5 protein-coding genes and 1 pseudogene are annotated in these 15,194 nt (G+C 54.9%); 2 read left to right on the top strand and 4 right to left on the bottom strand.

Annotated elements, in window-relative coordinates; translation table 11 throughout:
• Nucleotides 1–53: 53 nt before the first annotated feature.
• Nucleotides 54–203: pseudogene (locus Q0778_RS11505) on the top strand (nucleotidyltransferase family protein); the annotation flags it as partial.
• Nucleotides 204–461: 258 nt separating this feature from the next.
• On the opposite strand, the gene Q0778_RS11500 reads toward Q0778_RS11505, so the two are convergent.
• Together Q0778_RS11500 and Q0778_RS11495 are read right to left on the bottom strand one after the other, a co-directional pair.
• Nucleotides 462–806, bottom strand: coding sequence for a hypothetical protein (locus Q0778_RS11500; protein ID WP_298300656.1), 345 nt, complete (start codon nucleotides 804–806; stop codon nucleotides 462–464).
• A 53-nt stretch (nucleotides 807–859) separates the two neighbouring features.
• Entirely contained in the window at nucleotides 860–12,604 is an 11,745-nt protein-coding gene (locus tag Q0778_RS11495) for a polymorphic toxin-type HINT domain-containing protein (RefSeq protein ID WP_298336239.1), read from the bottom strand.
• A 673-nt stretch (nucleotides 12,605–13,277) separates the two neighbouring features.
• On the opposite strand from Q0778_RS11495, the gene Q0778_RS11490 reads away from it, so the two are divergent.
• The gene (locus tag Q0778_RS11490; protein WP_298336237.1) at nucleotides 13,278–13,508 is read left to right on the top strand and encodes a hypothetical protein; all 231 of its coding nucleotides are present in this window, start codon (nucleotides 13,278–13,280) and stop codon (nucleotides 13,506–13,508) included.
• A 317-nt stretch (nucleotides 13,509–13,825) separates the two neighbouring features.
• On the opposite strand, the gene Q0778_RS11485 is transcribed toward Q0778_RS11490, so the two are convergent.
• Nucleotides 13,826–14,281, bottom strand: a complete 456-nt coding sequence (locus Q0778_RS11485) for a nuclear transport factor 2 family protein (RefSeq protein WP_298300650.1) — start codon at nucleotides 14,279–14,281, stop codon at nucleotides 13,826–13,828.
• Nucleotides 14,282–14,284: 3 nt separating this feature from the next.
• Nucleotides 14,285–15,175, bottom strand: coding sequence for an enoyl-CoA hydratase/isomerase family protein (locus Q0778_RS11480; RefSeq protein WP_298336235.1), 891 nt, complete (start codon nucleotides 15,173–15,175; stop codon nucleotides 14,285–14,287).
• Between the last annotated feature and the right edge of the window lie 19 nt (nucleotides 15,176–15,194).

The raw sequence follows: 15,194 nt of genomic DNA, 5'->3' as shown, positions 1-15,194 counted from the left end.
ACCGCATCGCCGAAGAAGCCAGGGTGACTGCCCTTTGAGAGACCACCCATCATCATGAACTAGCCAAGGTCATCGATGCCTTCGAAGATGCTGGGATAGAGACTATTGTCATGAAGGGCACCACGCTTGCCTATTCGCTCTATGATGAGCCCGCCACAAGACGGCGCGGCGACACAGATTTGTTGATGCGCGCGAAAGATTAACATTGCGCGCGCGGAATGCCGATGGTGCCGTTTGAGACACTTGAGACACTGTCTAAGGGTTAAAATCCTCTCGATCAGTACGGGGTGTTTTTATCGGAAAAAGCGATTGAGTGGGTGTGGGGAGGTGACAGCTCATCGCTGCTGGGTAGCAGGGCTGGGAAGTGTAGGAAAATGAGTGGTACTCAATTGTTCAAGCACCAATTCCTTTTTCTCCCTAGTTCGTCGATTGACGCCCGCACCACAATTGATCTTCAAGAGCTAGTCATCAACAAGCGTTACGAACTCGAAAAATAGTCCTTTAAGGTTGTCGGCGACCATAGGTTTCAAACGAAATTCATCGGTCTGAAGGATGACGTTTCCATCAACTGTGAAGATCACCTTGGAAGCCGCCTCGTCGAGAGGAATCGACATAAATCTGACACCTGACTTTGCCGCAATTTGCGTGCAGCTGAGTGATAACCATTCATCTTTGTTGGTTGAACTATAGATGCCTATTGGTTCTTCGATAACCTCACTAATTGCCGTGACAATATTGGCTTCGTTTTCGCTTGTTGCCGCCATCATGTTAAACTGTCCAAGACAAAGTTCGTCGAATTTCTGCATCAAGAACGTATGCCGTCGAGATCTTTCAGTTTGATCGATGCCTCTTATCATTCTCAATTCGTCCTGAACCATTGCAGCATGTATGACGGGTAATCTCTACCATTCAAGTGCTGTGGCGCGGTTCTCGTCACATTGAACCCAAGATATTGAGAGCCGTCTGCCACATGATTCTGCAGTCGGTCGGCTATGCGCGGATTGATGATTGGACCCGAGCGAACCGTTACAAGATCCACTCCGCTGTCACTACCACTAAAATGACGAATAGTTCTTCTGATTGCGCTAACGCGGGTTCTGTCTTGCTCACCAATCATACGAATATTGAGTGTGACCGCGGAACCTTGTGGTCTGAATCCTTCTCGTTTTACGCCCAGTAACGCGAGATCGTCTCTGACCTGGACGGGGAGATCGTCCCAGCAAACGTTGTGGACCCAAACGCCAAGTTCGCCAACGTGATAGGTATGCCAGCCGTCAACTGAGAAGTTGTATACCGGCTCGATATCTGAACTTCTGTTCACTCCGTCTACAAATGCAGATGAGCCGTCGGCGAGCCTCAGCCTGTCTCCGGTGTTCAGATCAGCCGCAGCGACAAACCGTCCCTCATCGTCGCCTGATCCCTCGACCCAGAATGGGTGGAGTTCGGTGGTCCGATAGGTTTCGACGCGGCCATTCGGAGTCGAGACCTCTACTTCGTAAATCTCCTTTTGACCGGTCATTCCATGCTCGATGACTCGGCGCCAAGCTGGGGCACCGACGTCGTGTTCTGACCGTGACCATACAAGATCGCCGACCTGCACTGTCTCGATTGGTTTCAAACCTGTCTTTGTATGGACGAGAGTACCGCCGGCGAAGCACGCTCTGCGAGCGGCTCTTGTCCCACCAGTCAAGGCATCGTCGACATTCCTTCTGCCGACAGCCTCAGCACCCTCGGTAACAATCTCTCGACCAACCCTACGCGCCGCATTGGGGCCGATTAATGAACCGGCAAAGCCTGCTGCCCGGCCGGTATCATAGAGTTCTGGATTCTGTGCTCGTACTGCATCGAGGACACCGTCTGAATCGAACATATCAGCGCCGGTGTATTCGGCTACTGCGCCGGCAACTACAATGCCCTCTGGCGTTCCGAAAAAGTCGCCAAAAGCGATCTCAATATCACTGGCTTCATAGCGGTAGGACCAACCGACTGACTCGCTATCCGCACGATAGGCAGCAGCGAAGCTATTCCATTGCTCTAGATCACCTGAATTCCAGCCATTCCCGTACAACCCGAATTCGCCATGCAAGCCATTGGCAAATGTGAGAAATTCCTCTCCCAAATTGGTGTTATTGGTGAAGTATGTCCCTAGTTGTTGGGCCATCTCTGGTGGGATGGTCTCAGATTTGTATCGATTCTCTGAGTTCACCAATTGTGGATTATCCACATTCGAAAGAGATCTGCGGATCAGGTCAGCTTCTTGAGTGCTGATGTCGCCACGCGACGCGATAAATTCTTCTATCATTGCGCCTCTTGGCGCATTGACATTTGCGGTTGGCGATTCAGTTACTTGTGCATTGTTCACAGCGATCTGCTGAGTGGATGCTTCGACGCTGGCATTCGCAGAGCGCTTTGCTTGACCAGTGACACTCGTGTCCCCGCCCAGCAGCCCACTAGTGTCGTAAGCAATTGTTGGGCGGACAGTAGCTGCCTCGCCCAGCGTTCCTCCAACGGCTTGCCCAATAATGTCAGGAATTGCGACAATCAGGCTGTCACCAAAGCTATTGCCTGTGATTGCCGAACGTGTAGCCGCATTGGCGATCCCGCTGGCAGCGTTTGTCACAAATTGGTGACCAAAAGTTGCAGCTTTTGTGAGCTCGCCAGCACTGTTGTACTCAGCTCCCCCGCCGATTGCTCCGCCAACGGCGCTAGCAATGCCTACTCCAACACCTGCCGCAGCCACGCCTGCGAAACTAAACTTGCTTTGGAGGCCAGTCGCCACGCCAATGCCTTGAGTGATGGCGCTGCCTGCCGCAGCGGTCAGGCCTGCTTTGAGGGCATTGCTTCCGACGTTGCCGAAGACACCCTTCTCGAACAGTCCACCTTCGCCAAGTGCGCCGCCGACACCGCCACCGATGGCGGCCATGGCAACGCTCTTGAAGGAGAATTTGTCCTGGATCCCGCTAGCAACCCCAAAGCCTTGGCTCGCAACGCTACCAGCCGCTCCTGCGAGCGCTCCACCAAGGATTTGGCTGCCTGCAAATTTGGCGAACGCGCCCTTCGTTGCAATCGTGACTGCAACGGCAATCGCCACCAGCAAGATCTGCCCAAAGACACCGCATTTCGCGCTCTTCGATGGCTTCGGTGTTGTCGGCGAGAGATCGCCAATCGCCTCGCCCGCATCGTAGGGCTTGAAGCTGTTCGCATTGTGGGTCGATTTGACCACGCCTGCGGGTAGGCGGAGCTCGCGACCTGCTGGCAGGGCTTCATTGCCCGATAGGCCATTGGCTTGGGCGATCTTGTACCACAGATTGCTGTCGCCATAGATGCTGGCCGCAATCTGGCTGAGGTTCTCCCCTCCGCGCACGGTGTAGGTGCCTGCGCCAGAGCCCTGATTGTAAGAATTCAGGCGGTCAAAGCCGGTGCTGTCGATGTATCCGCTGCCGCTGTTCTTGCCGCCACGGAAGGTTCCAGTGTAATCCTCGTGATGCGGACGCGCGGTGCGCTCACTGATCGAGTTTACAGTGGAGACATTGCCGGTGCCATTGTTGCTGGTCCGGCCCATCTCAGTCCCGCCATAGCGGTACCACACTTCGACCGGTGCGCCGACCTGGCTAACGCTGGGGCTGAGCTCGCTTTCCTGACGGCGGAAGACCTGCCCTGCCTCATCAAGGGTGAAATTGACGTCTTTCGCAATGCCGTCACGGATCCGGGAATAGGTAATCTGGCCGAAGGCATTCAGCGTATTGGTAGTCGTATAGTCGACATCGAAGCCGCGGTAGGAGTTGAGGTTGGCACCCTGCGTCATGCCGCGCGCGCTGCCATTGCCAACAATGGAGTGCTGATAATGGTTGGAGTAGCGCTTGTCGTGTTGGATCGTCGTCTGAACTGCGCTGTCATACCATTGGTAAAAGTATTTGGTCGCGCTATCCAATCGGCTGGAATCGTCGCCATTCTTGTAACCATCGGTGACCGACTGGACGACCTGGCCCAGCGCGTAATTGCTGCCCACGCCATAGTCATAGCGCGTGATGCGGCGATTGGTGTCATTTGAGGCGTTGGTGGTGCTGCTATCCTCTTCAATGACCTGTCCCTTGGTGTTGTAGAAGGTCTGCTTGTCGAAAACCGAACCGCTTCCTTTAAAGTCCCGGTGACGGATCTGGCGGCCCATCTTGTCATAGGTGAATGACGAGACCCGGCTGCCCGGCGGGTTTGAAGACTGCTGCGTTGGAGCGACTGAAGTGATTGTGACCGGGGGCACCGATGGCTGCGTGCTTCCGCCTGAGCCCGGTGTGGTGGTGGAAGGTGCCGTCAGGCTTGGCTGCGTGGGTTCGAAATCGTCGACGCTCGTATCGAGGCCGGCAATCCCGATCAAAGCCGGACCGCCGATGCTGTGCAGGCTGATGTTGGGATCTGTACCACCCCCACCACCGCCTCCGCCGCCGCCACCGCCGCCCGGTGGTGGCGGGGGAGGAGGCGGAGGCGGTGGTGGGGGTGGTGCCGGTGTCGGCGCCGGAGGAGGTGGCGGCGGTGGGGGCGGAGGAGGAGGTGACGGCGGATTTTGCCACGTGGTGCTGTCCGTTGTCACATGGTTCCATATCTCAGCCAGCTGTCCCGCAGAGTTGTAAACGTAGCTTTCCCTATGCGTCTCATTGACATCGTAATACAGCCACTGCCCATTGCCTTGGGCGTCATAGATGTCGACAAACTCAGACACAGTCCGCGTGGTCTTGATCGATTGAGAGACCCGCTCGCCCGCCTTGTTGTACATAATGGTCAAGCTGGCACCGCTAGGGATGCCCGAGGTTGGGGAGTTGGCATTCCCAACATTGATCCGCCGAGCGATGACATTGTTGCCCGATTGAATACCATTCACGACAACGAGGCGGTTCATGCTGTCATAAGCGAACCAGTCGTCTCTGGTTTGAGCCGCGCCTAATGTAGCGCCGGTCGCTGTCAGCCTATAAAAACTAGACTGCGTACGGCGGATATTGCCATTGGCGTCGTAATAGTGGTTTTCATGGGCTGCGGGTGATTTGCTTGTACCGTGCTCGCGCCAATTTGTGAGGCGGCCCAGCAAATCGTAGCTTGCGGTCTGGTTCTTCACCAGCACGCCGGCTTGGCGCAGCTGCTCAAGCGTGCGGTTGCCCGCTTTATCATACTGGTAAGTGGCAACGCCGTTAAGGTTGGTGTTGGTGGCAATCTGGCCGGTGTTGAAATAGGTGTAAGTCGCGGTCGATCCGCCAATCGAACTCGACGTCTGCCTTCCTGCCTTGTCATAGGCATAGGTAGTCGTGCGCCCGCCAAGGTCATTCTTGTAAACAAGCCGGCCAAATAGATCGGTTCGCTCTGTCAGAGTGCGGTTGTTGCTGAGGTAGCGTGTGACCTTCTGCCATCCACCGAACGTCCCCATACCGGAGGTCGCAAGGCTGTTTTGCCAGCTGTAGGTGTGGGTGGTGACATCGCCGCCATAGCTGCGGGTAGAGATCACCCGGCCTTGCGTATCGTAATCCGTGGTCTGCTTTTCAGAAGAGCCATAGTGATTATTGGTGCGATAGACCTCTTGGCCAAGACCGTCGTAAGTGATGTATTCGATCAAACCACCAGCGTGACTGATCTGTTTGACCCGGCCCATTTTGTCGAAGGTTTGGGTCGTTGTGCGTCCAACCTGATCGATGATCTTGCGCGCATCGCCGTGAACGTCGAACTCAGTTCGGACGATGCCGTCGTCTTCATACCGGGTCTGTGTGACCAAGGCTTCGGAACCGTCATAGCCGCTGCCTGCGAGCAGAGTGAGCCTGGTCAGATTGCCATTGGCATCTTTGGATGCAACGAGGCGGCCGGACTTGTCATAGAAATAGTGTTCGGTCGGATGAACCGACTGGACCGAACCATTTGCGTTGGTGATCGAGGCGGTTGGGTTGATGGTCTTGGTCATCCGGCCCATGGTGTTGTATTCGTAGTCTATCTTGGCGCCTCTGGCGTCGAACTCATTTATCACCTCGCCAAAGGCGTTGTAGGCACGGGTACTGGTTAGCGTTGCGGTCGAAGCGCCAAGCTGACGACCTTCTTCGACGACCTTAGTCGCCATGCCGCGCTTGTCATATTGCGTATAGGTGGCGTTGACATCGCTGCGGCCGATCTGTCCGCGCATATGGTCAAAGCTCTTGCCAGCTGTGTTGTAGCCTGCGGACGTGATGGCAACCGTCTGATTGCCGTTCTTGTCATAGCCAAAATGCTTCCACACGCCGTCACCGGCTGTTGTGGCGGTCAAGCGACCTGCAAGATCGTATTGGTTCTCCGTCTGAGTGCGACCACCAACGGCGATGGATTCCACATCGCCAAAGGCGTTGTATGTGGTAACGGTCCGTGGGCCTGCATCGCCCCAGGTCGAACCGTTATAAGTCGCCTCAAAACTCAGCGTCACTCGGCCGAGCTTGTCGTAAAACATCCGTTTTCCATCGTTCGCTGCAGCTAGCGATCCGTTGGACGTCACACGGGCATAATATTCATTCGTCTGGCGGCCAGCGCTGTCGTACCAAAAGAGCGTGCGGAACCCATGTGGGTCATCAACCCAACGTAGCTTGCCATTCTGATAGCCATATTTTGTCCACCGGTCTGCGGCACCACTCTGCCCCCTCGCGATAGTTAAGGAGAGATCACCTACACCGTTGTAGTAGTAATCTACCTCAGGGGTAACGGTGCCATTGTAAGAAGCGAAGCTCGCATGCTTCTCTTCGACCAGCCGTCCACCGGCATCATAGCGGTAGTTAACCTGATCGCCCGTCGCCTCGGTCTTTCGAACGACTTGGCCAAGGCCGTTGTAGAGATAGTTCACCGTCGAGTGCACACTGGTTTGACTGCCATTGCCGTCATGGACAAGTACATAGAGACGTTGCTCAAACAGACGGTTTCCGTTCCTGTCATAGCCAAACTTGGTGACGCGATCGTTGGTGCCATTCGCGCTTACCGACGGCGGGGCGGTCGTACTGTTCGGCGTCGCAGTGAGATTTGAATAGCGGGTTTCGCGTGTTACGTTGCCTTCTGAGTTGTAACTCCAATCGGTGCGATAGCGTTCGCCATCAACCTGCGCTGTCTTGCGCCCAAGCTTGTCGTAATAGCTCCAGGTCGTGTTGCCATTGGGATCGGTCAGCTTAATCACATTGCCATTGGCATCGTATTGGTAGCTCGTCGTGATCGCAGCCGTTGTGGTGGTCCAGCTTGGACTGGAGGTGGACCCGTTCCAATATCCGGTCCGCACCCCAGCGATCGAGCTGGTTTTCATCCGGTTGAGACCGTCATAGGTGAAGGTCGTGACGCGGGCGCTGCCGGAAGGGGCGTTCGGTGCCTCGCTCAGGGCACCGCCATTTGAGGGCAAACCTACTGTGTTCTCGAAGACTTCGATTTTGGTGACATTGGAGTTCTTGTCATAAGTGTAGCGGGTGTATGTCCCAACAGCGTTGATCTCGACAACCTTGCGATTAAGGTCATCGTAGAAGAACAACGTGCGTGCACCGGCTGCATCGATCGTCTCGGTAATGTTGCCGCGAGCGTCATATTTGATGTGCTCGTTCAACGTGCCCTGGAATGTGGGCGAGATCGTTTCGATAAGGCGATCGGCCTTGTCGAATTTGTACTCGGTGACCCGCTGTTCAACGAGGCCTGAAGCCTCAATCATCTTGGTGCGGTTGCCGCGGGCATCATATTCGTAGCGATTGGTGACGTTGCCCGAGACCTGAATTCCGTCATTGCGCCAGGAAGAGATCGGCAGCGTTTCGGAGAGCAGCAGGCCCCGCTTGTCGTAAGTGTATGTGGTTGCGTAGCCTTGGACCTTGTCCTCCTTCCAAGACTTGGCCCGCGCCGACGTACGGTTGCCGTAGATGTCGTAGATGAAGGTTTCGAAGTGGCCTTCGGCATCGATGGTCTTCGTGACGAGTCCGCGCTTGTCATATTCGAACGTCGTCGTCGCATCGAGGCTGTGGGCAGAGACGCTGGGCGGCGTTGTCGTACTCACAGCGCTACTGGTCTTGTTATAGCGCCGCGTAACGCTCTTGATCTCACCAAACACCGTATAGGTGGTCTCGGTGACGTAATTCTCAGCATCGCGCGTCTTCGTGACGCGGCCCAAGTTATCGTAATAGGTGTAGCTGGAGTTGCCGCGCGGATCGGTGGTCTTCACCACTTCACCAAAAGCGTTGTACTCGTACCGGGTTACGCCGCCTTCAGGGTTCGTTTCTGTAAGAACGCGGCCAAGCTTGTCGTAGGTATAGGTGGTTGTCTTTCCGTTAGGGTCTTTGACCGAGGTGACGTTGCCAATGCCGTCGTAATAGTAATGAGTATCCACACGATCAGAGGTACCGCGCGCATAAGACTGATATCTAACGGTTCCGTCATTATTGTAGACCGTGATTGATTGGTTTTCATCGACAGTACCATCGCCATGCTCTTCGTGGATAAGAAGCCCAGCGCGGTTGTACTTGATTGCGGTCTTGTCGCCTTCTCCATTGCTTACAGAGCTTCGACGACCGACAGCATCATAAGTATAACTCTCATAAACCGATTGAGCAGATGAGTTGTTCAGGAGGCTACTCATGTGATTGAGGCTGGCATTGTCGGCTGGGCTTACCCTGTTAGCCCCGCTTCTGACGCCGGTAAGCCGTTCTTCCCGATCATATTCGAAGCGCTTTATGTAGCCTTCGGGATCGACAGTAAATTTGAGTGCTCCTTGGCTTGTGTACCAATGGCGCGTGGTTCGCGCATTGGCATCCGTTCCAACCACCGTTTTGATCACCTGTCCGCGTGCGTCATAAGTGTAGGTGGTGCGGAGACCTGCCGGATCGGTGCTGTAAGATACCTGGCCCCGATTGGTATAAACGTTTGTGCTCTTGCGGTCATTTGCTGAGTTGGCAACCGTAGCCAGCTTCGCTTTTACACTGTCAAAGGTCGTGTCGCCGGTGTTGATTGCTGCGGCGTAGACGATCGTCTCGGTAACCTTGCCCGCGCGGTTGTATTTGAAGCTGGTCGCGCGCCCGTCATGGTCGATCTGATAACGCAGTACGCGGCCGTCATAGACATAGTGCATCCGCCGATTGGACGCAGAATGAGGTGCAGCACTTTCGCGCAGCTCGCCGAATGTGCCGGAGACCCAATGCGCGCTATCGGTGCGCTTGGCATAGGCGATCTCTTCGATCTTTTGCCCGGCTTCATCATAGCGGGTTTCAGTGAGATAGCCTTCACCGTCCAAAGCGCCGACAACGCGGCCAGCGCGATCATAGAAGACGCGCGAGGTTGTGTCATTGTTATGCGTCGAAGGAAGCACCAGTGATGTGGGCGCGGCACTTTTGAAGCCGTCAATCTGTGTCTGGGAAAGCTTATTGTAATAATTGGTTGTTTTGACGAGGCGATCGGCGTGATCGTACTCAAGCCGGCTCACCCCTCCTTCACCGCTTATGGTCTGGATGACGCGGCCCTTGGCATCATAGACATTCCAGCTCCAGATATCGTCAATGTGACCACCAGGCCGGATATCATCGATCTCAAGTGTGTTGTTGGGGTTTCTTAGTGTTGTGAGATTGGCTTCACTTACCGCCTCATAATACCTGACAGTTGTAACAAGCCGCCCGGTCTTGTCATAACGATATCTGGCAATCTCGCGGTTTTCATTGACGTCGGCAATCTTGCGGCCGAGCTTGTCATACAGGTAGTATTTCTCGTTGCCTGTTTCATCGGTCTCCATCCGGAGACGGCCCATTTTGTCGTACTTATACGATGACGTGCCCGTGTGGTCATAAGACCCACTATTGGTCTGGCTGATCAGCTCGCCAGCCTTGTTGTAGGTGTTGGTGGTGACCGCACCCAGAGTGTTGGAGATGACTGTTCTGGTCTGAGCATCCTCGAAGACAAAGTTTGTCGTCTCACCCGCACCGTCGGTTGAGGCGATGACGCGGCCCATGCCGTCGTAGATGTAGGTCTCGCCGATCTCGCCATAGTAATTGCTGCGCAGCAACCGGCCCGCTTGATCGTAGGTGAGATATTTGCGCGTGTAGTCTTCGGTTGTTGTGCCGCCGCCATTTGAAGCGGCGTAGCCGTAGTCGAGCGTTTCCTTCAGATTTCCGCGCGCGTCATAGGTGTATTTGATTCCGCGCGCCGACTGGCGATCCGCCAAGCCATTGCGCCAGGTATCCATTTCAGCAAGCGTCGGGATCCCGGTGCCAGTTGAATAGGTGTGCTCCGGGTATTCGGACTTGTAGTAGAGAGTGCCATCGCTGTTGTAGCGATACTCCGTCACTTCACCGCCGCCGTTGATGACATAGCGCAAGTGGTTTTCGCTGTCGTAGACGTAGCGCGTCTGCTCCAGTTCTCGGCCTATTGCGACATCATGCGCAGGCTCTGCGTGGAAATTGCGGATCGAGAGCGTGCCGTTGCCGCCCAGCGAGTGGCGTTGATAGATATACGGACGGAGAAACTTTTCTGACTCAGTGGCTGTGTAGGTGTACTCAATGCGTACCCAGCCTTTATTGAAGACGTCGCTTGCGGATGCTGCATAGTTACGATGGGAAACCCGATTGTAATCTCCATCAAGGGTGACGAAACCCATTGCCAGCGGAACACTCTTCGAGGAGTCATAAGTCCCGCCCTCAATCTTGACATCGGCGTAGATCTTATAGGTTTTCCCGACCTCTCCAACGATCAGTTCGCGAGTGCCAATTCCGCCCCATTGATCGGTGCCTGTTGCTTTACTCGCGACGCCATCCTGAAACGTCCAATAGCTGCCAAGCTGCCAGGCTTCGGAGGGAGACTGTCCCTCGGTGCCGTGGCTGAGATTGGTGGTAGGCTTCGAGGTAATATCCGCAAACCGGTCCCAGTTGCGCGCGAGTGTGTTCTCGTCATTGCCCGAACTGAGGCTAAAATTGCGTACCGAAAGGGTACCGTTACCGCCAAGTGAGGGACGACGATAGAAATGGGGGCGAAGATATGTGTCAGCCGCTGTGGCTTTGTAGGTGTAGTCAAAACGCACCCAGCCATTGTCCAGGATCGTGCTACTGACTGATGCTGGGCTTGGCCAGTTCGCTTTGTGCGCAACTCGGCCATAGCCACTATCCAGCGTTATGAAGCCTAAGCCGAAAGGCGATCCCTGCGAAGGATCATAGGTGCCGCCATCGATCTTCACCTCGGCAGTGACCGTGTAGGTGTGACCCGTTTGCGCTGTAATCACTGACTTGGCGGTGATGCCTGCCCAAATGTATCCATCGGTGGCCTGGGTGGCGATGCCATTTTGCAGCGCCCAGTCACCATGAAGAGCCGATGCTGCTTCAGGTGAACCGTTAGACGACTGCGTTAGAAACTCGCGTGGGTGAGCGAGCAAATCCGAAAACAGCTCAGACTCGCGCACCAGATTGCCTTGATCATCATATTGATAGACAATCGTCCGGCCCAGCGGATCGGTCGAACTGGTGCGCTGACCGCGGTCGTCATAGGTGTATTTGGTCGTCTTCAGGTTCTGATCTCGAACCGTCAGAACATTCCCATCCGCATCATAGGTGAAGTAATTCGTGGTCACCGGATCGCCCGATTGCGGACCGACAAAGTTGATCTGCCCCAACTGCCCCTTACTGTCGTAATAAAGGTTGTTCGTCGTGCCATCAGGATGGGTGATCGAGGCCCAGCCAGGTCCGTAATCGATCCGTGTCTGCCGGATTTCACCGCTCGCCGCTGTCTGGTTTAGGTGGGTTACTTTCCCGTCTGAATTGTAGGTGATCGCCAGATGCGCGCCATCGGTCTGCCCAATAGTCGCGACACGATTTGTGTTTCCGTGGTAGCCATAGTTGACGATGTAGACATTACCATCCGAGCCGCTTGAATCTTCGGGCGTCAGATCAGTGGTCACACTCTCCAGCCGGTTCAGGCTGTCATAATTGTACCAAACGCGCGAGAGGGTCTTGTCGGTGCTGCCATCCTTGTAGCCGGTTTCGATCCGGCGGACATTAGCACCCTCGTAGTGATACTTGATCCACTCGCCATTGGCTGTGGTCACCTTGTCGAGCTTTGTACCGACATAGGAGAAGGTAAGACCATGACCGTCGGAGTCGCGCTGGCTGATTATCCGCCAGTTGTTTGTGCCTGAGGCTGCATAGGTTTCCTTGACCTTGGTCGCGCCATCACGCCAAACCCAATTGCTACCGACCTTTTGGATCGTGTCGAAAGCACCGCTGCCATCGGTGGAGACATAGGCGCCATAGGAAGAGTTCCAGCTATAGGTGATAACCGAGCCATCGGCCCCCTGGCGCTTGATCGTGCTTCCAGACTGGTTCTGCTGGCCAGTGATATCGAAGATGCGGCGATGCGTGCTCTGCTGCCATTGATCGCCATTGTCGCCATCATGGGCGTCGATGATCGAATTGTATGTGCGCGAGACGCCAAGATCGAGCCCGCGCCCGGTCAGGAATTCATCGCGGCGGTTGATGACAAGATTGCCGGTCGCAGCATTAACAGAGACATTCTCACCTGCACGCCCAAGGGCTTTCCCACCGATTTGGCCCGCACCGCCTAAGATATTTGCTGAACCACGCTCAAGGCCTGCACCGAGACCTGTGAAAATCGCCGTCATCTAACACTCCGAAAATCAGATTCCAGGGCCGGCAGTTACCGGGCCCTATGAGTCAATCCGGCCGGCACGGTTTTTGTTTAGTGTTTTTCTCGCGATGTCGATTGTTTCAATTGGGGGTGATGCGCTGACTCTTTGCCCAACAAACAATCCCCCGCTACGACTTTGGCTAGAACATCGTGCGCAATTGACTCAAATACGAACTGTAGGCTCAGCGGCACCTCATCGCAAAAAGCGGGCTGGCAGCGCTTGGCTTTGTCCGTGAATTGCCCGGCTTTGGGCTTCAGAGATTTGAGTCGCGTAATGCTCAAAGACATGTGGGGAACGGCCGAGATTGGGCGGAACATTCCGAGACGATCCAGGGGCGGAATCCCTTGGATTTCTGCGGTTTTCATAGACTATTTGGGAGAACGTGAGAAGAACAAATGGTGCAGAAGAAGCATCGCACTTACGGCTTAAGTTATTGCTTGCATTGCATTAATTTCCGTGACCTTTCCGAATGGCCCGCGAAAAAGCCCACTTGCCCGGGCATAACTCCAGCCCTAACTGATACCGAGTAGTATTTTGGCTAAGCGTGAACTGCAGGAGGTTTGAAGTCGAGTGACCGCTTTGTGTACCAATTGCGGTCATTCGACTTCAAACCGATGCCTTCTAAACGCCGAAATTCAAGCTGACCTTGCTACTTAGATCGCCGGTCGAACTCGAAGGGTCCGACAGTGATGCGAAACTGACAGGCGACTTGCATCCCTATGCCGAAGAATGTTCGAAGCTTCTTAAGGTGGTCGGTTTCGGGTCCAGCTATCCTTATACCGCTGGCAAGGAATTGCTCATGGGGATGGATGCGCATGGCTCGTACATCGACCGTACGAACTCAGGAAAAGTCCATTTGCACCCTAAGCTCGCCTAATTCCACAGAGCGCCGCGCAAGAAGCGTGGTGCGCCGGTGCAATTGTTTTTGCTTATGGACCGAACTCCGGTCGAGTTACTCGCGCATGACGGGGCACACTGATGACCACCATGTTTTACCCCATCGAAGAATGCACAATCGGCGAAACCCGTTGGTCAGAAGACGTAAAATTGCTGGAGTAAGAAGCTTGGCGACGTGCGGGCGGCCAAGCAGGTGGGGCCGCTACCGAGGGCTGTCCTTTAGATTGGGATGACTACAACCGCGACGGCAAGGATGGAAACAAACTGTCTGGTTGCGGTCCAGAAGATATCGCATCGTTATCTCGCCGACTTACCGTTGGATCGCATCATCATGGGGACTGTCTTCAGCCAACCGATCTGTTTGGGGATCGCCAGCGCATTCCAGCAATCCGCTTTCCAGTGGATTTGCTCACCGCGAAACTTGAAGAACGACGTGGACGGAATGCGCCACAACTCACCGGGCTTGGGCCTGCCAGCTGCATCAACCTTCTTGGCACCTGACATGTAGAGTTGAACCGCGACCTGACTGTCGTCGATGACGATGATCTCCGGCTCGAGACGGAAATACGGACTGAGGCGCCATGTCTCGTCGATAAAGGCGGCAAGCTCGTCGCGCCCCTTCATATTACGGCCCATGGTGAAGTCGATAAAGTCGGCATCTTCGGTAAAGACGGCAAGCACGCCGTCCTTATCCATGGTGTTGAACGCGTTGTAGTATACGTCCAGCACCGCCTGTGTCTCCTCGCGGTTCATATTTCAGTCCACCCAGAAATCGATTGAGGTGGTGCGCCGCTTCGCGATCGGACTTTCCGGGTCTTTCTTGACGTATGAGGCCCAGCCATGGCGATCATCCGCGTCGGCAACTGCGCCCGTTTGATTGACCGAGCTGGTATACGCAGTCTGGAGCGCTTCGAAGCCTTGCGCCGTGTTGAGGTCGGCCTCGACATTCTTGTTGATGATGAACTTCAATTGGCGGAGCCCCTGATGGTTTTTCATCTGAAGCAGCTCGACCAGTTCCTGTGTCGCCGCTTCGAGTTCGTCGTTTCCAACAACGCGGTTGAACAAGCCCAGATCAATGCCGCGTTTTGCAGGATGCAGCGCGCCTAGAAGATTGATCTCCTTCGTCATGCGGCGACCGATCAGTCGGACCATTCGGGTCGTCCCGCCCCAACCGGGTGTGATGCCCCAGTCCACTTCGGGCATGCCCCAGCGAGCTCGCTCGGTGCAGATAACGAAGTCGCATGCCATAGTGACTTCAAGTCCGCCGCCAACGCAATTGCCGTCGACAGAGGCTATGGTGATTTTGTCGAGCTCCTCCAACGTATTCGCCATGTATTGGTAGTAGCGCACTCGGCGGAACACCTGATTGGGGTGCCCCCATTTGCCGGCGGCCATTTCTGTCAGATCATCGCCGGTGCAAAAATTTCCGCCAGCACCTTTCAGTACGACGATGTGAAGGTGCTCTTGATCGCGGATGTATTCGAGCGTTTCAGTGAATTCGCGCGACAAATCGATGGAAAGCGCATTCATAACTTCGGGACGGTTCAACGTGATGGTCGCGACGTCACCATCTTCCTCATAGATGAGGTGTTCGGTTTCGGGTCGCGTGGCTGTGCTGCGGTTGTATCCGTGTGGTGTTTTGCTCATCCTAAACTCTCCCTTGTGA

Source organism: uncultured Erythrobacter sp. (assembly GCF_947502395.1).
Classification (GTDB): domain Bacteria; phylum Pseudomonadota; class Alphaproteobacteria; order Sphingomonadales; family Sphingomonadaceae; genus Erythrobacter.
This window is presented reverse-complemented; position numbering and strand designations above follow the sequence as displayed.